This is a genomic window from Pseudoramibacter alactolyticus ATCC 23263 (assembly GCF_000185505.1).
In the GTDB taxonomy this organism is placed as follows: domain Bacteria; phylum Bacillota; class Clostridia; order Eubacteriales; family Eubacteriaceae; genus Pseudoramibacter; species Pseudoramibacter alactolyticus.
In genome coordinates, this window is the sequence record NZ_GL622359.1 from 451,507 (window position 1) to 469,630 (window position 18,124).

23 protein-coding genes and 5 tRNA genes are annotated in these 18,124 nt (G+C 47.1%); all 28 read left to right on the forward strand.

Annotation, left to right across the window (positions count from 1 at the left end):
- The first annotated feature begins 22 nt into the window (after positions 1 to 22).
- The gene (rpsP, locus tag HMPREF0721_RS02140; protein ID WP_006597890.1) at positions 23 to 268 is read left to right on the forward strand and encodes a 30S ribosomal protein S16; all 246 of its coding nucleotides are present in this window, start codon (positions 23 to 25) and stop codon (positions 266 to 268) included.
- Positions 269 to 281: 13 nt separating this feature from the next.
- Positions 282 to 512: a KH domain-containing protein gene (locus HMPREF0721_RS02145; RefSeq protein WP_006597891.1), complete on the forward strand. Its 231-nt coding sequence runs from the start codon at positions 282 to 284 to the stop codon at positions 510 to 512.
- A gap of 107 nt (positions 513 to 619) precedes the next feature.
- Positions 620 to 1,144 (forward strand): ribosome maturation factor RimM, encoded by a 525-nt coding sequence (gene rimM, locus HMPREF0721_RS02150; RefSeq protein ID WP_050786943.1) that lies wholly within the window; start codon positions 620 to 622, stop codon positions 1,142 to 1,144.
- On the forward strand, positions 1,141 to 1,866 hold the full coding sequence (gene trmD / locus HMPREF0721_RS02155; protein WP_006597893.1) for a tRNA (guanosine(37)-N1)-methyltransferase TrmD: 726 nt from the start codon (positions 1,141 to 1,143) through the stop codon (positions 1,864 to 1,866). The genes rimM and trmD overlap by 4 nt, the downstream gene beginning before the upstream one ends.
- Positions 1,867 to 1,996: 130 nt before the next feature.
- The gene (rplS, locus tag HMPREF0721_RS02160; protein WP_006597894.1) at positions 1,997 to 2,338 is read left to right on the forward strand and encodes a 50S ribosomal protein L19; all 342 of its coding nucleotides are present in this window, start codon (positions 1,997 to 1,999) and stop codon (positions 2,336 to 2,338) included.
- Between the two features lie 59 nt (positions 2,339 to 2,397).
- Positions 2,398 to 2,958, forward strand: coding sequence for a signal peptidase I (gene lepB, locus HMPREF0721_RS02165; protein ID WP_006597895.1), 561 nt, complete (start codon positions 2,398 to 2,400; stop codon positions 2,956 to 2,958).
- Positions 2,948 to 3,796, forward strand: a complete 849-nt coding sequence (gene ylqF, locus HMPREF0721_RS02170) for a ribosome biogenesis GTPase YlqF (protein WP_006597896.1) — start codon at positions 2,948 to 2,950, stop codon at positions 3,794 to 3,796. Before lepB ends, ylqF begins: the two co-directional genes overlap by 11 nt.
- Complete coding sequence (locus tag HMPREF0721_RS02175) at positions 3,780 to 4,568, forward strand: ribonuclease HII (RefSeq protein ID WP_006597897.1); 789 nt, start codon at positions 3,780 to 3,782, stop codon at positions 4,566 to 4,568. Before ylqF ends, HMPREF0721_RS02175 begins: the two co-directional genes overlap by 17 nt.
- 3 nt (positions 4,569 to 4,571) lie before the next feature.
- Entirely contained in the window at positions 4,572 to 4,958 is a 387-nt protein-coding gene (locus HMPREF0721_RS02180) for a YraN family protein (protein ID WP_006597898.1), read from the forward strand.
- 165 nt (positions 4,959 to 5,123) lie between these two features.
- The gene (trxB, locus tag HMPREF0721_RS02185) at positions 5,124 to 6,044 is read left to right on the forward strand and encodes a thioredoxin-disulfide reductase (RefSeq protein WP_006597899.1); all 921 of its coding nucleotides are present in this window, start codon (positions 5,124 to 5,126) and stop codon (positions 6,042 to 6,044) included.
- 53 nt (positions 6,045 to 6,097) lie between these two features.
- Entirely contained in the window at positions 6,098 to 6,640 is a 543-nt protein-coding gene (locus tag HMPREF0721_RS02190) for a glutathione peroxidase (protein ID WP_040639844.1), read from the forward strand.
- Positions 6,641 to 6,810: 170 nt separating this feature from the next.
- Positions 6,811 to 6,887: transfer RNA gene (locus HMPREF0721_RS02195), tRNA-Pro, on the forward strand.
- Positions 6,888 to 6,902: 15 nt separating this feature from the next.
- Positions 6,903 to 6,979 (forward strand) — tRNA-Ile (locus HMPREF0721_RS02200).
- Positions 6,980 to 6,984: 5 nt separating this feature from the next.
- Positions 6,985 to 7,060 (forward strand) — tRNA-Phe (locus HMPREF0721_RS02205).
- A gap of 433 nt (positions 7,061 to 7,493) precedes the next feature.
- The gene (gene polA / locus HMPREF0721_RS02210) at positions 7,494 to 10,151 is read left to right on the forward strand and encodes a DNA polymerase I (RefSeq protein WP_156788678.1); all 2,658 of its coding nucleotides are present in this window, start codon (positions 7,494 to 7,496) and stop codon (positions 10,149 to 10,151) included.
- Positions 10,138 to 10,776, forward strand: a complete 639-nt coding sequence (gene coaE, locus HMPREF0721_RS02215) for a dephospho-CoA kinase (protein WP_006597902.1) — start codon at positions 10,138 to 10,140, stop codon at positions 10,774 to 10,776. Before polA ends, coaE begins: the two co-directional genes overlap by 14 nt.
- Before the next feature lie 64 nt (positions 10,777 to 10,840).
- A tRNA-Leu gene (locus HMPREF0721_RS02220) sits at positions 10,841 to 10,930 on the forward strand.
- Positions 10,931 to 10,994: 64 nt separating this feature from the next.
- Positions 10,995 to 11,069, forward strand: a tRNA-Gly gene (locus HMPREF0721_RS02225).
- A 75-nt stretch (positions 11,070 to 11,144) separates the two neighbouring features.
- A complete protein-coding gene (locus HMPREF0721_RS02230) occupies positions 11,145 to 11,801 on the forward strand; it encodes an NUDIX hydrolase (RefSeq protein WP_006597903.1) in 657 nt (218 codons plus the stop codon).
- Positions 11,802 to 12,484: 683 nt separating this feature from the next.
- Positions 12,485 to 13,453 (forward strand): alpha/beta fold hydrolase, encoded by a 969-nt coding sequence (locus HMPREF0721_RS12350; protein WP_006597904.1) that lies wholly within the window; start codon positions 12,485 to 12,487, stop codon positions 13,451 to 13,453.
- Positions 13,401 to 13,730 (forward strand): methyltransferase family protein, encoded by a 330-nt coding sequence (locus HMPREF0721_RS02240; protein ID WP_341349316.1) that lies wholly within the window; start codon positions 13,401 to 13,403, stop codon positions 13,728 to 13,730. The genes HMPREF0721_RS12350 and HMPREF0721_RS02240 overlap by 53 nt, the downstream gene beginning before the upstream one ends.
- A gap of 693 nt (positions 13,731 to 14,423) precedes the next feature.
- Positions 14,424 to 14,669, forward strand: a complete 246-nt coding sequence (locus tag HMPREF0721_RS12355; protein ID WP_242821841.1) for a hypothetical protein — start codon at positions 14,424 to 14,426, stop codon at positions 14,667 to 14,669.
- Positions 14,670 to 14,949: 280 nt separating this feature from the next.
- Positions 14,950 to 15,162, forward strand: a complete 213-nt coding sequence (locus HMPREF0721_RS02250) for a hypothetical protein (RefSeq protein ID WP_040639846.1) — start codon at positions 14,950 to 14,952, stop codon at positions 15,160 to 15,162.
- Positions 15,114 to 15,536: a hypothetical protein gene (locus HMPREF0721_RS02255; RefSeq protein ID WP_156788679.1), complete on the forward strand. Its 423-nt coding sequence runs from the start codon at positions 15,114 to 15,116 to the stop codon at positions 15,534 to 15,536. The genes HMPREF0721_RS02250 and HMPREF0721_RS02255 overlap by 49 nt, the downstream gene beginning before the upstream one ends.
- Positions 15,511 to 16,134, forward strand: coding sequence for a class I SAM-dependent DNA methyltransferase (locus HMPREF0721_RS02260; protein ID WP_006597911.1), 624 nt, complete (start codon positions 15,511 to 15,513; stop codon positions 16,132 to 16,134). The genes HMPREF0721_RS02255 and HMPREF0721_RS02260 overlap by 26 nt, the downstream gene beginning before the upstream one ends.
- 13 nt (positions 16,135 to 16,147) lie before the next feature.
- Positions 16,148 to 16,315 (forward strand): hypothetical protein, encoded by a 168-nt coding sequence (locus HMPREF0721_RS11715; RefSeq protein WP_006597912.1) that lies wholly within the window; start codon positions 16,148 to 16,150, stop codon positions 16,313 to 16,315.
- A 28-nt stretch (positions 16,316 to 16,343) separates the two neighbouring features.
- Positions 16,344 to 17,135, forward strand: a complete 792-nt coding sequence (locus tag HMPREF0721_RS02265; protein ID WP_006597913.1) for a class I SAM-dependent methyltransferase — start codon at positions 16,344 to 16,346, stop codon at positions 17,133 to 17,135.
- 375 nt (positions 17,136 to 17,510) lie between these two features.
- On the forward strand, positions 17,511 to 18,124 hold a 614-nt coding region (locus HMPREF0721_RS02270), incomplete at its 3' end, for an alpha/beta hydrolase fold domain-containing protein (protein WP_156788763.1).

Genomic DNA, 18,124 nt, shown 5'->3' on the forward strand with positions numbered 1-18,124 from the left:
GAATATTGAAAGGAGAAAAACAATGGCAGTAAAGATTAGAATGAAACGGATGGGTAAAAAGAAGAGTCCATTTTACAGGTTGGTAGTCGCGGATATTCGCGCACCGCGTGACGGTAAATTCATTGAAGAAGTCGGCTACTACAATCCGACCGCGGAACCGCCGGTTGTTAAAATTGATGGCGATGCTGTGAAAAAATGGATCGCCAATGGCGCAAAACCTTCTGACACTGTGAAAGCACTTTTAAAGAAAGAAAACATCATCGACTAATTAGGAGATAGGCATGAAAGATCTGGTTGAAATTATCGCCAAAGCTTTAGTCGATCATCCCGATGAAGTTGAAGTGACTGAAACAGAAAAGCAACACGAGATTTTTGTGGAGCTTCGTGTTGCGGACAGCGACATGGGCAAAGTCATCGGCCGTCAGGGGCGCATTGCCAAAGCCATTCGCTCTGTGTTAAAAGCCGCCGGCACCCAGCAGGACAAGCATGTTTTGCTCGACATTGTGGATTAATGATTAAAGGAATGATTCGTGAAAGCGGGTCATTTTTTTATAAGCCGCTGTTTTCAGAATAGCTGATTGGGAAAAAGATGAGTGGCAAAGGAATGAAAGAGATCAACATGAAGGATTGGTTGACCATCGGCCAAGTCGTGAATGTTCATGGCATTCGCGGGGAAATAAAAGTTGCACCCATGACCGATGATGTGCAACGTTTTGATGCATTAGATCAAGTGTGGCTGATGCATCCGCGCAAGGAAGAGAAGAAGGCTTATGCCATTGAATCGGTTCGTGTGCACAAGGGGAATGTGCTTATCAAGCTTGCGGGTGTGGATAATCGCAATGCCAGCGAGGCGTTGAAGCAATTCCATGTGATGATTCCCCGGGAGCAGGGAGAGCCGCTGGGGGATCATGAAATTTATATTGCTGATTTGATCGGAATGAATGTGGTAGATTGCGCCCGGGGGGAGATCGGTGTGGTGGCCGATGTGCTCACGACAACGGGCACGGTGGATACCCTGGATATTCGTCTGGCGGGAGGCCGCAAACATTTGTATGTTCCTTTTCGCCGCATTTTTTTCCCGGATTGGGATTTGGCGGCCGGTGTGCTTTCGGCAGATATTCCCCAGGATTATTTTGAACTATGAGTACTTTTTATTTTGTGACGCTTTTTCCAAAGACGATCGCAACGTATTTTTCCGAGAGCATGATGGGCCGCGCCGTGGCCAATGGGACCCTTCGGATTAAAATTGTCGATATCCGTTCCTTTGCGCACAACAAGCATCGTCGAGTCGATGATTATCCCTATGGTGGCGGTGCCGGCATGGTGATGCAGGCGCCACCGGTGATCCGAGCGATTGAAAGCATTCCGAACCACGATCATTATCCGGTGATTTATCTGTCGCCGGGGGGAAAACCGTTTGATACCGGAGAGGCACGGTCATTGGCGCATCAGATGGCAGCGGCCGAAGGGCTTATTTTTTTGTGTGGGCACTACGAGGGAATCGATCAGCGCGCGCTGGATCGCTGCGTGAGCGTATCTTATACGATCGGGGATTATGTGCTGACCGGCGGGGAACTGCCGGCGCTGGTGATGTCTGATGCCATTGCGCGCCATCTGCCCGGCGTGCTTGGCAATGTCGAGAGTCTTGAGGAAGAGTCTTTTGAGCATGATCTTTTGGAATACCCGCAGTATACAAGACCGGAAATGGTTGATGGGGTGGCGGTGCCGGAGGTGTTGCTGTCAGGGCATCACGCGAAAATCGCCGCCTGGCGTCATGAGCAGGCACTCAAAAAAACCGCGGCGCAGCGCCCGGATCTTTATCGGAAATATCTGGCCGAACATCCGCCAAAAACCGGCAAAAAATAAGGCGGCATGGCGAGAAAGTGCTTGCAAATGCCGGATCCTTAGGATAAAATATTAACGTATGTTAACACGCGATGATCCTCTGGTCTCAGGACGAATGATCGTCAAATCATCTTAATATAAAGGAGCTGTCATGGAAATTTTAAAGCAAATTGAGCAAGCGAACATGAAAAAGGATATGCCCCCTTTTAATGTCGGAGATACCGTTCGGGTGCATGTGCGCGTTATCGAAGGCAAGCGTGAACGTGTTCAGATGTTTGAAGGCGTGGTTTTGAAAAAGCAGCACGGTGGGATTCACGAAACCTTTACGGTTCGCAAATTGTCTTCCGGCATCGGCGTTGAAAGAACTTTCCCGGTACATTCGCCGAAAGTGGCTGCCATTGATGTGCTGCGCAAAGGTAAAGTCAGACGTGCAAAACTGAATTACCTGCGCGATCGCGTCGGCAAGGCTGCCAGAGTCAAGGAAAAAGCATAAGCATCAAGGGTCCGGTTGCCGGACCCTTTTCTTTTAGGCACATAAAGCGAGGAGATTCAATGGTAAAGCAAAAAAAGAAGACAGATGTCAATAGAGCGGGCAAGAAAAAATCGGAAGCACAGGAATGGATCATTTCTATTGTGGTGGCAGTGAGCGTCGCGGTGATTATTAAGTTATTTCTTTTCGACTTCGTGATGGTGCAGGGCAGCTCCATGTATCCGACGCTGAAACAGAGTGAACGCTTGGTGATCAATAAACTCGAATATGAGATCGGCGAACCGGCTTACGGCGATATTGTGGTGCTGCGCTATTCGCGGGGGATCGATTATGTCAAACGGGTGATTGCCAAAGGCGGCGATACCATCGAAATTAAAAATATGAAGGTGTACCGCAATGGTCGTTTACTTAAAGAGTCTTATATCAACAAAGAATCCTACGGCGATTTTGCCAAGGTAACAGTGCCGGCAGAAAAATACTTTGTAATGGGGGATAACCGTGCGAACAGCTCTGACAGCCGTTATGCGGATTTGGGATTTGTGGACGAAGATGATATGATCGGTCATGTGATTTTCCGCTTCTGGCCCTGGGGGAAAATAGGGAGTATTCAAGATGGACATTGAACGGAAGAAAATTCAGTGGTATCCCGGGCACATGGCAAAGGCCGGGCGCCAGATCGGAGAGAAACTTAAACTGATCGATGTGGTGATCGAAGTGCTCGACGCCCGCGTGCCTCGAGCCAGCCGAAATCCGGGGATTTTTAAAATGCTCAAGGGCCGCCGTGTGAGCCATGTGATCTTGCTCAACAAATCAGATCTTGCCGATCCCGGCATGACCCAGAAGTGGGCGGCATCATTTTTGGACACACCTGGGATTGATGCGGTTTTGCCCTTCACAGCCTTTGACGGCAAAGCGAAAAAGAGGCTTATTGACACGTTACATCAGGTTAATACCCAAGAGAAACGTCTTATCAAATGCCTGTTGTGCGGTATTCCTAATGTGGGCAAGTCGGCGATCATCAATACCTTGGCGGGCAAGAAGAAGGCACAAACCGACAACAAACCGGGCGTGACCAAGGGCCAGCAATGGATTCAAACCGGGTCTGATATTTTATTTTTGGATACGCCGGGCATTCTCTGGCCGAGATTTGAGGATGACGTTATCGGCACCGAATTGGCGTGGATCGGTTCAATCAAGGATACGATTTTTGAGAAGGAAAATCTTGCCGGCGATTTGATGCAGTTCATGATTTCACATTATCCGAAACGGTTGGAGAAACGTTATGATCTCGACGTGATGCGTGAAAAGCCCGCTTGGCGGTTGTTTGATGAATTATGCGAAGGCAAAAAGCTTTTGATGCGCGGCAATCAATATGATTACGCCCGGGCGTCGCAAATGCTGCTGACGGATTTTAAAAACGGCAAATTGGGAAGGATCACCATTGATGATGTTAAAGGATGAGGTGGCCGGTAGTTCTGTGGCGGCGATTCGTGAACGCGTGAAGGCATTGCCCGAAGATTCAATACCTGTTTGGATTGAGGCATTGAACGCGGATAAACGCAAGGGAGTCCGCGCCATTGGCGAACAACTTCAGAAAAAACAGATGCGTTTAAAGGCGGCGATCGCGAAAATCCACGAGCACCAGGCTATCGAGCGCGCGGCGCGCGCGCAGGGATACGCGTTGATCAGCGGCATCGATGAAGTGGGCCGCGGCCCGTTGGCAGGACCGGTGGTGGCGGCTGCCGTGATTTTGCCGGAGACCTCAGCCATTGCAGGTATCGACGATTCTAAAAAAATCTCTGCAAAGCGCCGAGAAACATTAAACGCGGCGATTCGCGATGAAGCGTTGGCCATCGGCATCGGTGTTGTGGATCCTGAAACCATCGATGCGATGAATATTTTAGAGGCAACCAAGCTCGCGATGACCAATGCAGTAGCGCAATTGGTCCCGCGGCCGGACCTGCTGCTTATCGATGCACTGAAGTTGCCGTCTCAAATTCCGGTTCAGGCGGTGGTACATGGTGACGCCCGATGTTATTGCATCGGGGCGGCGAGCATCGTTGCCAAGGTGTATCGAGATCATTTGATGCAGGAATACGCCAGGACCTATCCGGAATACGGTTTTGAGCGCAATATGGGCTATGGCACAGCGGCACATATTGAAGCCATTCAGACCTGTGGACCGACACCGGTTCACCGCCGAAGCTTCATTACTCATTTTGTTCAGGAGTGATTTTTGAACGACAAGGGACAAAACAAACAAAAGGGCAATCGGGCGGAGCAACTGGCCGCGGATTATCTGTCGCGCGAAAAGCGGCATCAGATTCTTGCGCGCAATTATCTGACGGCGTTTGGCGAAATTGATATTATTTCCAAAGATGACGAGACATTGGTTTTTACGGAAGTGAAATATCGGGAAAATACCGATCACGGTCTGCCGGGTCAGGCTGTGGGGAAGGCTAAACAGCGTCACATCATTCAAACGGCTCTTTATTATTTGCAGGAAAACGCCGTTGATGACCGCGCTTTGCGTTTTGATGTGATTGAGGTTTGGCAGAGAGATAAAGACCGATTGGCAATCCATCACATCGAAAATGCTTTTCAGGCAGATCGTGATTATTGAACAATGCAGATTGCATTGAAGAAACCTTTCGAGGTTTCTTTTTTTGTGGTTGTTTCGAGCGGCATCATCATGCTTAAAGATAAATAAAAAGTAGAAAAATGATTGACAAACGCTTTTTAATTGCGTAAAATATAATTGAAACTAAGAAATGATCGGGAGGGCGACATGAAAGACTTAATTATTATCGGTTCAGGACCGGCTGGATTGACAGCTGGTATCTATGCCGAACGCGCGAAAATGGATACGATCGTGATTGAACGCAACTATATGAGCGGCGGTCAGATTATTGATACTTATGAAGTTGATAACTATCCGGGGCTGCCGGGTATTAACGGCTTTGATTTAGCCCAGAAGATGCGTGAACACGCCGATAAATTGGGTGTTAATTTCGTCAACGCAGAAGTGAAACGTGTGGAAGATTTGGGTGATGTCAAACGCATCTATACCGATAAAGAAGTTTATGAAGCGAAAGCGGTGCTCTTTACATCCGGCGCCGGGCACAGCAAGCTGGGGATTCCCGGCGAAGATACTTATGGCGGTAAAGGCGTTTCCTATTGCGCGACTTGCGACGGCGCTTTTTATCGGGGCAAAGATGTCGCAGTAATCGGCGGCGGTAATGTTGCTGTGGAAGATGCCATCTTTTTGGCAAGAGGCTCCCGAAAGGTGTATGTGGTGCATCGCCGAGACGAACTGCGGGCGATCAAGTCCCTGCAGGAACAGCTTTTCGCGATGGACAATATCGAAATGGTCTGGGATTCGGTTGCGACAGAAATTGTGGGCAATGATGGCAAAACAAGCGGCGTAAGAGTTCACAATAAAAAGACCGGGACAGACAAGGTGCTTCCGGTGGACGGCGTCTTTGTGGCCGTTGGGATTGTGCCGAACACAGAGCTCTTTAAAGGCATTTGCGCCATGGACGACAGGGGATACATCATCGCCGGCGAAGACGGCAAGACGAATACACCGGGTTTTTTTGTGGCAGGCGATGCCAGAACCAAACAAGTGCGTCAGGTTGCGACAGCAGTCGGCGACGGCGCATCGGTGGTGTCTTCCATCGATCGGTATTTAACTACCGGAGAATGGTAAATCGACCAGGTGAGCAGATAAATTGTTATTTGCATAAAGAAAGGAAAACAACAATGAGCATTTATGATTATAAATTAGTAGACGGCCAGGGCAACGAAGTATCGATGAAAGACTATGAAGGCAAGGTGGTGCTGGTGGTGAACACCGCGACGGGTTGCGGCTTTACTCCGCAATACAAGGATATTGAAGCCATTTACGAAAAGTTTCATGATCAAGGGCTGGAAGTCATCGACATTCCGTGCAATCAGTTCGCCGGTCAGGCACCGGAATCCGATGAAGAAATTCACGAATTTTGCCAACTGCATTATAATACGCAGTTCCCGCAGATGAAAAAATCGGATGTGAACGGCGAGAACGAATTGCCGATTTATACCTTCCTTAAGAGCCAGAAAGGCTTTGAAGGTTTCGGCAAGGGGCCGAAGGCATTGGCTATGAGTGCGATGCTCAAAAAGATCGATAAGAACTACAAAAATACTTCAGATATCAAATGGAATTTCACCAAATTTTTGGTCAACCGAAGCGGGGAAGTGGTTGCTCGCTTTGAACCAACCCAAAAAATGACTGACGTCAAAGAAGCTGTTGCCGCTCTGATCTAACAGGTGACGAATCGTATAAACATTTATGAAAAGCCTCACTTTGTGAGGCTTTTTGCTTGCATATCAACAAAGTTTGCGAGGTCAGAGGTAATGCATTTGGATGGAATTGGGAATCCAGAGAAAAACTTGACGGCTTAAAAGGGCTGTGCTATTATAATACGGTCAAGTTTCGAGGTGTGGCGCAGTTTGGTAGCGCACCTGGTTTGGGACCAGGGGGCCGGAGGTTCAAATCCTCTCACCTCGACCATTTTATGTTCAGGGAGGGCCTTTAGCTCAGTTGGTTAGAGCATCCGGCTCATAACCGGCAGGTCCAGGGTTCGAGTCCCTGAGGGCCCACCATCCTTGCCCAGATAGCTCAGTCGGTAGAGCAGGGGACTGAAAATCCCCGTGTCGGTGGTTCGATTCCGCCTCTGGGCACCACGAAATGAATCCTCATTAAGAGAACGGACATCAAGCGGTGTCGGTTCTTTTTGTATGCCGAAAATCATGCGTTAGACACATGATTCCGGAGACCTTAAAGGTTTGAACAAAAAAGCCATCCTTAACGTGTTCTACTTTGAATTGTGTTTACACGTTTTACGTATCCGTTAATAGCAGAGGGCTTTGCCCGTCAGATGACAGCCACGCGTTTGACGCGTGGATGGGTTTGTGCATTAATATAGGGGGAAATTTTGTCCGCCTTGATGGTGGTTAAAATATCGGAGGGATCGGCGGTTAGCGGCGAAAGAATTGATTTTGAATTGTCATGTGAGGAAATACGGTGCTTGTGTTATAATTTGTACATTCAAACAAAGATGTTGATACCTTGATGAAGTGCTTAAAATAATAAGTAACAAAAGAAAGAATAATGAAAATGGCAAACCAAACGAAAAAAGCAATATTAATTGACGGGAACAGTATTTTATTTCGAATGTTTTATGGCGTTCGCACCATGACCAGCTCGAAAGGGGTGCCAACCAACGGGATCTTTGGCTTTGTCAAACTCCTTCAGCAAATTCAAAACGAGATGCAGCCCGATTATCTGGCAGCGGCCTTTGACATGGCGCAGCCGACTTTCCGCCATCAACGCTATGATGCCTATAAGGCGGGGCGGGATAAAATGCCGGAAGAGCTCATAACTCAGCTTGACCTGATTAAAGAGATATTGACGCAGATGCAGGTGCCGGTGGTGATGCTGGCGGGTTATGAAGCGGACGATATCATCGGGACGCTGGCAAAAAAATTTTCCGGGAAAGGGGTTGCGGCAAAAATTATTACCGGGGACCGGGATTCCTTTCAATTGGTGGAAGATCAGGTGCATATTTTATATACCACCACGCGAAGCGGCAACCAGTTTGTCGAGGTGGATCCGGTTTATATTCACGAAAAATACGGCATTGAACCGATTGAACTCATTCAGGTAAAAGCCCTGATGGGGGATCCGTCGGACAATATTCCCGGCATTAAGGGGATCGGCGAGAAAACAGCTCTTAAATTTGTTAAGCAGTACCATACCGTGGACGGGCTGTACGAACATATTGATGAATTGAAAGGCAAGCAGAAAGAAAAGGTTGCAGCGGGTAAAGATGCGGCCTATTTAAGTTTGTTTTTGGGTGAAATCGATGTGAAGGCGCCCATCGAGATGGATGAATCGGATATGCAGATGCGAGATCTCTTTAACGAGCAGGTGGTCGAAATCCTCAAAGAACTTGAATTTACGTCGATATTAAGAAAATTATCCGCGCCGATGGCGCTGCCGACAGGTGATGCAGCATCCGTTGCGTATTCAACCGTGGGCAGTTCTAAGGATCTTTACTTTTTATTGACACAAATTGCCAAGGAAGATCAATTGCTGTTGCACATTATTCAAGAGGGTAAAGCGCTTTGGGCCGCCTTTGAATTAAAGGGGCGCTACTATTACGTACCGGAAACTGCACTGGTTGAGGCGTTGCTTGGCGCTTTGAACGATTTGCCCAACGCCGATGCTCTGGGGATTGTGGGACACGACCTGAAAGCACTCACACACATCTTTGAAGCACAAGGCGCACAGCTGGTTAAAATGGATTTTGACACCTATGTGGCGGCCTATTTGCTTGAACCGGCAGACAATCGTTATGACTTGAAATCGCTGGCGGCTAAATATTTGGATCAAACTATTGTCGGGGAAGAAGAATTATTGGGCAAGGGACGCACGCGCAGGGCGTTGGCTGAGATCGCAGCACCGGAACGTGCGGCGTTTATCGTGGGCGAATGCGCGGCGATCCATGGGCTTCACGCGGAATTGGCCCATCAGCTGGAGGAAATGGAGATGACAGCGCTCTATCAAAAGATTGAGTTGCCATTGATTCCAGTTTTGGCATCGATGGAGAGCATTGGCTTTAAAATCGATCAGGAACAGCTAAAAAATCTTTCGGCTCATTTTGAAGCGCGTATCGAAACCCTGACCCGGCAAATTTATGAAGAGGCTGGGCAGCGTTTTAACATCAATTCGACCAAGCAGCTGGGAATGATTTTGTTTGAAGAGATGGGCCTGCCGCCGATAAAAAAAACCAAAACGGGATATTCCACCTCGGTGGAAGTGCTGGAGCAATTGCGGCCGTATAATACGATTGTCGACGATATTTTAGAATATCGCACAGTGACGAAATTGGATTCGACCTATGGCCGCGGACTGATCAAATTGGTGGATCCCGAGACAGAAAAGATTTATTCTCATTTCAACCAGACGGTCACGGCGACCGGGCGTATCTCATCCTCGGATCCGAATTTGCAAAATATTCCGGTGCGTACCGATTTGGGGCGGGAGATTCGACGCGTTTTCGTGCCGTCATCGCCCATGTGCGTTTTGGTGGACGCGGATTATTCACAAATCGAGCTGCGGGTGCTTGCCCATTTGACGCAGGATGAAAATTTGCTAGAAGCTTTTGCCAAAAATCAGGACATTCACGCACGAACCGCATCAGAAATTTTTCAGGTGCCCCTTGAAGATGTGACCAGAGAGCAGCGAAGCCATGCCAAAGCCATTAATTTCGGACTGATTTACGGCAAGCAGGCCTTCAGTCTCGGGAAGGAACTGGGTATTGGCCGCAATCAAGCACAGGATTATATCGATATGTATTTTTCGCGTTATCCGAAAGTTTATGCTTATATGAAAGCGATTCGGGAAGAAGCCAAAACCAAGGGCTATGTCACAACACTTTATGGCAGACGGCGGTATATCCCGGAAATCCAATCCCGCAATCGCATGATCGTGCAGAGCGGCGAACGTATGGCTTTAAACACGCCCATTCAGGGGAGCGCCGCCGATATTATGAAGATTGCGATGGTTAAGGTATACCATCGCCTGGCGAAAGAAAGTTTCCGTTCGCATTTGCTGCTGCAGATTCACGACGAATTAATCATTGAAGCGCCGGAGACTGAGTCTGAAAAAATTTTACGTCTGCTGACGGAGGAAATGGAAAACGCGGTATCGTTGTCGGTGCCGTTGGTGGTGGATGCGCGCATTGGGAAGTCCTGGTATGAACTTAAATAATCAACCAAAAGACACGCCGATGATTATTGGCTTGACGGGCGGCATCGGATCGGGCAAGAGCACGGTCTCCCGCTATCTGCGCGATGCCTATGGCTGTCCGGTCGTCGACGCCGACGCGATTGCTCACGCCGTGACGGCACCTGGCGGCAGGGTGTTAATGGCCATTGCCGAGGTTTTTGGAGCTGATTTTGTGACTGCGTGCGGCGAACTTGATCGAAGAAAAATGCGGGCTTTAATAGCCAAAGATGTGCATGCAAAAAAAAAATTAGAGGCCATTGAGCATCCGATTATTCAGCAGGCAATTTTGGAACAGTTTGAGGAACTTCGGCAGGCGAAGGTACCGCTGATCATCTACGATTGCCCGGTGTTCTTTCAGGCGCATCAGGAGACCTATGTGGATGTGGTGGCGGTGGTTATTTGTGATAGGGCTATTCGCATTGCGCGTATCTGCAAACGAGACGGCATTGACGAAGATTTGGCAAATCGGATGGTCGCACTTCAGATGAGCGACGCTGAAATGACGGCCCGGGCGGATGTGGTGTTCGACAACAGCGGTGAAACTTCGGATCTATATCGCTGTGTTGACCATTGGATGATGGTGTTAAAAAAGCACGAAAAAAAATGAAAAAATGCTTGTAATTTATTCATTGTTTATTTATAATATATGTTGTTCTGATTTAAATGGTCTTGCGAGGATGGTGGAATAGGCAGACACGCAGGTTTGAGGGACCTGTCGCTCTTATACAGCGGTGAGGGTTCGAATCCCTTTCCTCGCACCATTTTGAAGAGTGGTGTTAAAAACTTGACACGTGCCTCAGCGTCGAGTATAATTAGCACATTACTGCGGAAGTGGCTCAGTGGTAGAGCATCGCCTTGCCAAGGCGAGGGTCGCGAGTTCAAATCTCGTCTTCCGCTCCATTTGGTAACATACCGTTCGTGCTTCGAGCGGTTTTTTTATTGTCTGGAAATTAGAAAATAAAGTAGGGTAATCAGATGAAACAAGAACAATCGTTTATCAATACTGATCAATGGCTTCAAACAATCAAAGATAAATGGCGTCACCGAACGCCAGGATATTTGTCGCGCATTCGGCATGGAACAGCCGCCGTGGTGATCCCTTTAATTGAAACAGACCGAGGCGTCGAAATTTTGTATGAAGTACGCTCCGATGCATTGATGACACAGCCCGGGGAAGTGAGCTTTCCCGGCGGGAAAATTGAAGCAGGAGAAAAACCAGAAGCAGCAGCCGTTCGGGAAACGATGGAAGAATTGATGATCGAACAGGATCAGATCGAAATATTGGCGCCAATGGATGGGGAGAACGGGCCGTCCGGAGCGCCTATTTGGCCCTTTGTCGGGATGCTTCGCGATTTTGAAGGGACATTTTCCAAAGATGAAGTCGATCATCTATTCTCAATTCCGATAAATTGGTTTTTAAAACACGAACCGCTCAAACATAAGGCCGCAATGGTGACATTAACCGATCCGGATTTTCCTTATGACCTGCTTCCCGGCGGAAGGGATTATCAATTTAAAAAAAGATATCGGGATATTTTATTTTATCAGACGGAAGAAGCGGTGATTTGGGGGGTCACGGCGCAAATGACCTATTCTTTCGTTCAATTTTTGAAATCAAAGAATATGGTATAGAAATGTTGTTCCGAAGGGGATTAACACCTAATAAGACAGGGGAAATAATCTGTGCGGAAATGAGCCTTAGAACAGGTTAAACAGCTCTTTATGAACGGTTAAGCAGTTTAAGCAGAGATGGTGATATTCAAGGGTGAAGGCAATTCAGTCGTCAATTTGGAAAAAAGTTTTTAGAAAATGATGTAAAAAGAAACGGATTTTTGAACCTTTGCGGAACGCCAAGATGAATACAAGAAAATGCGTTTATCAAAAGGGTTAGATAGCTTGAAAGTGGGAGTTTTTAGAGCTTGAGGGTGCTTTGGCGTCATTTTTGCGTTTAGTTTACGGAATCTGGCGACAGCATTCGCTGCTGAGTTTGATGGTAGCGGCGGAGAAAACAACAACAAAAATTTGACAACGCATTCTGACAACAGCATCAAGCAGAATTGAAAAGTTTGATAACAATCTATACTGCAAATCTTGCGATAATTTCTTGAAATTTGGGAAACAACGTGCTATTCTGTTAGAAGTAGCTAACCAACGAGAAGAGGGCGGTGCCGCAAATCTGTTTCATAATAATAAATTTTAGGTTGGCAGGAAGATAATACGATAATATGGCGGACAGCGAGTCTCGGTAAGCGCCTTGAAAACGGCATATTTTTTTCGAATATTAGTTAGCTATATCTAATAAGGGGAGACTGTATATGTATATCCATGAATATGGCGATAAAAAGGAGCCGACAGTTATTCTCCTTGCGCCTATGCTGATATCAGGAGAAGATTTATACAAGCTGATGAGTCCGCGCTTTAAAGGGCAGTATCATATCATTGCGCCGGATCAGGGAGGACACGGAAGAGCCGGAGCGTACATCGGTGCGGATGAGGAATACAGCGAACTGAAATGCTTTCTCCTGAAACGGGGATTCAGACAAATCTCTCTGCTATATGGGGCTTCGCTCGGCGGCACTGTGGCATACAGACTTTTTCTTGACGCGGATTTCGAGGTGGCGCATGCATGGTTTGACGGCATCATGCTGAGCAGGCGTGCCGGGTTTGCTGAATGGTTCATGAGAAACATGTTCAGGAGCCGAAAGAAGAAGCTTGCCAGGACACATGCCGAAGTATCGGAGCGCCTTGTGAAGATGTATGGATACGACTTTGCAAGAATGATGACGAAAAACTTTGAACGGGTCACGCTGGAGGATATCAATGCGATTTGTTATGCCTGCTGTCACTATGACCTGCGGGAGCTGACGGACAGCGAACAAAAAAAGCTGCATTTTGATTTTGGTGAAAAAGACCTTGATTTGAGATATTCAAAAAAAAACCATACCTATCTACATGCCGAAAGCGGAACTGACAATTCGCAAGGGTCATGTCCATTGCGGATACATGGCGGCGCATCTGCAGGCGTATGTGGAACAGATCGAAGCATTTATCAGGAGGACATAAGCCATGAAGAAACGAGAGCATTTGCCGATGCTTGGCGTGGGGCCGATATACGTTTGCGGCATAACGCTGCTGACGATTGCCGCTGTACTGGCGAGAAAGCTGGCGATTTTTTCTTCCGGCGAGTTGAAAAAGATACATATACCGCTCATGGTTTTGGGCATATGTCTGATGATACTCGGTGTTTTTATATGGATACAGGCCGTTGTTGTATCAAGAGTTGATGACCATATCAAGAAAAATTATTTGACAACAACGGGAATATACGCGTGGGTTCGCCATCCGATTTATGCGGCTTTCATGATCCTGTGTACAGGCGTGTTGCTGATGGTCGGCAATGCTTGGTTTCTCATCCTGCCTTTTGTTTACTGGCTCTTCATGACTGTGTTGATGAAGAACACGGAGGAAAAGTGGCTGAGGCGCTTGTATGGGCAGGAATACGAAGTGTACTGCGAGCGGGTTAACCGATGTTGGCCGTGGCCGCCAAAGAAAAATAAGTAGGCTGAAATGATGCCGCACAAGGGAGAACGTACACACCAATTTTCCATGTCTCTGTTCACGCAATATCTGATAGAAAAGTATGCAAGAAGTTTCATGAAGCCTATTTCTATTGCGTGTGAAAACGATTATTTGATACTTGCTGCTCATCTCGTCGTGGCTCCGTAGGGTTATATGTTGGCAATCGGCGGCGATACATGTGATGATCGGATCGTTTCGGACGGAGTAAAAGGTCCGAAGAGAGGTACGAGATGAAAAAATAACATGACGACAAAGGATTCTGTTTGCAGTTCCGGGCTTGCGAATTACAGCGGCATCATGCGTATACATACCGGCTTGAGTATGCTGCCTGTGGTATTCAATGCAAGTACGGCGGACTCAGATACGGTCGGTCGGCAGCACATCGTCCTGCTTTTTACGATTGTATGGTGTCATTCTCTTGGGCAAACACACCATTCATATTGTGCGTTTCGATCCGGATGTTATCAGCAGCAGGAATGACAATGGGCACATGTCCGTGCGGAATTATAATATCGGATTAAAAAGGCTGGATAAAAACCGTACGAGGTACGCAGACCGGGCAGAAATAGATACAGGCTGGAAGGCGGTATTCGTTTGGCTGTGGGTAAATGCTTTTTATACATACCGGCAGAGAAGATGGATACGTCCTGTTGGAGTGGTGAGGAGGCGGAAAAAATGATTACAACAGTTATTTTATCCATTGTTGCGACGGCGGGTCTGTTTTTGCTGCTGCTGTCCGCCGTGGCGTTTATACAGGACAAACGCTTCTTTGCGTCTGCACCAAAGGAAATACAGGCGGTGATAAAGGAAAGAAAAGAACGTTTTCCTGGCGCCCATGCGCTTGGCTGGCTGCTGATGGCGCTGTCTTTAATGATTATGTGGTTGGCGCGTTTGCCTTTGGCGGCTGGGACGGCATCATAAAGGGGTTTACCTTTTGGCAATTCTTCCAGAGGTTTTTGACCATGCTGTGGCTTCTAAAAGCTTTTGATATCTTGTTTTTTGACCCGTTTCTGCTTTGCCACAGCAATTTTTTTCCGCATTTTTACCCGGAAATAAAAGAATATGTGGGACCGCAGTAGTTCGGGTTTAACCGTCAATCGCATATGATACAGATTGCTGTGTGCCCGGCGGTTGCCCTGCTATCAGCCGCATGTACTCTGTTCTTTTAGAATGGAAGTTACACAGAAGCAGAGACGAAACAATGATTGAAATCGAAAGGAATACGCTGATGGAAATGCCGGTTATGCCGCTGTATGGCAGGGCTGTTTGCTTAAAAAGGTATTCGGATATCTTTAAAGACGGCAGTGCAGAGCAGGTTATCGGGAATATCCATTTTGATTTCAGCCAGGCCGGAGGACGGTCTGTTTGTTATCAGCGGAGGCATGCTCATATATTTTTATATCCGAACAAATAAAGCCTTTGTTTGTCCATCTTGCCGAACGGTTTCCTGGCGGCAGCATTTCCTTTGATGCGGAAAATCAAAAAGGTGTGAAGTCTAATAAAATTATTCGCAAGAGCGGCAATACCGATTCGCTGGTTGTGCTTGCGGTTGATAATGCGGCGTTGATGTTTGCACCATGGACAAACAAGTTCGAAAAAGTAACCACCTTTGCAACCCCGCCGGAAAAAAGTTGGGAACGAGAGAAAAATTGCGTTTTTTACCAAGATCATGCTAAAAATGGCATTCAAAATGGGGTTCCTGAAGTTCGTGGAGAATTCATTCGTATAAGATGCCAAAACGTTGAAAAGGAGAAATTTGATTATGGGACTGATGAAAAAATTTTTTAACCAGACAAGGAAGCCTGAGGGAAAACTTGGGAAAATGATGCTCTCCGGTATGAATTCTGGCCATGCAAAGCTGGCAGACTGGGGTATGGAACATTTGCCGAAGATACAGCCCAAAAATGTGGTTGATCTTGGCTGCGGCGCAGGAAGAAATGCAGGCGAGCTTCTGAAAAAATATTTGGAGGCTCATGTGCTTGCGGTTGATTATTCGCCGCTGTCTGTTGAGAAAGCGAAGAAATACAATAATGCGGAAATTTCCGCAGGCAGATGCGCGGTGCAGCAGGGTGATGTTTCTAAGCTTAACCTCTCTACGGCATCTTTTGAGCTTGCTACAGCTTTTGAGACAATATATTTCTGGCCGGGACTTGAAAATTGTTTTTCCCAAGTTATTAACATTCTGAAACCGGGCGGGTATTTTATGATTTGCAATGAGTCGGACGGAATTGATGCCGTAAGCAAAAAATTTGAGCGCATCATTGAAGGCATGAAGTGCTACACACCGAGTGAAATCGAAGCTGCATTAAAGACGGCAGGATTTTCCGAGACAACGAGCGATCATCATCCGTCAAAGCCATGGATTACGGTGTTGGCAAGAAAATGAAAAAAAGACATCTATGAAGAAGATGGTGGATTATGCATATGATATTGCTGCCAAGAAAGAAGTTTCTGTCATTTTGGACACAGACGATAAAGACAAGAGAGAGCCCGCGATACGAGCATTTTGGGGTGAAGCTGAACAGAGTGAGAAATGGCGGGGGAAGGATTCCATATGTATGACTTGATCAGAGAAATGCAAAGGAGATAATAGAAATGAAACCAGATTACAAAAATTGGGTTCCGAAATCAATGTTAAAAGTTCTGGTTGCTGGAACTATAGCTGCATTTTCACTTTTTATGTTATTTGGCGTGACAGAGTTGTTTTTGCATGGAACGGCAAGAATTATTTGTGCGTTTGTCTTTGGGATTGGAACAGTTGTCCTGCTGTTTTTTTCTGCTTGGATGTTTGCTCTGCACAGAGTCTTTGACTACAACGGGAAACGCAGACTTGCCAAAACGATTGTGGATGGTTCATCGGCATATGTTGACATCCCGGAAGGTGGCATAGGGCTGGATGTAGGCTGTGGGAGCGGGGCATTGACGATTGCATGTGCAAAACGCAATCCAAAGGCGAAGATGATTGGTATAGATCGCTGGGGCAGAGAATATGCATCCTTCAGCAAGGCACTGTGTGAGAGCAATGCGGCAGTCGAGGATGTGAGGAATGTATCCTTTGCTCAAGGAAATGCGCTGAAGCTGGATTTTGAAGATGAGACTTTTGACGCGGTCACCAGTAATTATGTTTATCACAATATCCCAAGCAACGACAGGCAGGCTATTCTGCTGGAGACGCTCCGGATTTTAAAAAAGGGCGGCACTTTTGCCATCCACGATCTTTTTTCAAAAGCGAGATACGGGGATATGCAGTCCTTTATCGGTCAATTGAAGGATTTGGGGTACGAAAAAGTGGAGCTGATCGATACGGCCAACGGAATGTTCATTGGCAAAACAGAGTCGCGGTGGCTGGGACTTTCCGGTTCGGCACTGCTGGTCGGGAAGAAATAAGCGAAGGAGGCTCTTTTGTGAAATATGTTATTAGCTATTTTTGATCCGGCGGCGGAGCGTATCTGCTTTCGGCTGGATTATGACTTTGAGACGAAAAGAAACCGGATAGGAAAATTCACTGAGAAATTTCTTTGTCGGCAATTTTATTAAGAGTATTCCCAAGCGGTGTTTGGGAAGCTTTGCTGCTTGGTTTGGCGGGAGCGGAGGGGTTGAATCTGTCCGGAGACCGGCTTCTATCTACGCGGTGATCGCTGGGGGATCGATATAGAAAATACGTAAATGCTGGTCGGCTTGCTTTTGTAGGCGATAAAAAAAGCGGAGCAACGGATGGAAACGGCTCATGGATGAAAGAAAAAGAGGGGAGACAATGATAAGATGCCAAGCATACGGCACAAAATGCTCAGTGGTCTGATTCGGCTGACCGGTATAAAAAAGAGATTGGACAGGCAGGGAACAGCGTTTGATGAACTGTTGGAACGATACAGAGTAAAGCAGAAAAAACCGTTGAAAATTCCTTACGGAAAAATGTCAGATTTTCATATAGAAACGAAGGATATTGGAGGGACAACCTGTTATGCAGTGCGGGTCAAAAGATCTTTTTCGAAGAAAGGTGTTTTGTATCTGTTCGGAGGCGGCTACATTCTGCCGCCCGATCCCGGCGATATCATTCTCTGCGGACAGATTGCACAGAATTGTGATGCGGAAGTGTGGTTCCCCTTGTACCCGATGGCGCCGGAGCATCGGCTTGCAGAGACAGTACAATCCACACTGCGCGTGTACCAGGCAATGCTTGAACGATATGAAGCGGCAGATATTCGCTTTTTCGGAACGTCCTCCGGCGGAGGTCAGGCAATGGCGTTATGCGTTTATATAAAACACGAGCAAATAAATGTGCCGCTTCCGGGAAAGCTGGTGCTGCAGTCTCCGGGTCTTCAGCTGCCGCCGAGTGAATCACAAAAAGAAGAGATGAAAAAGCGAGAAAAGATGGA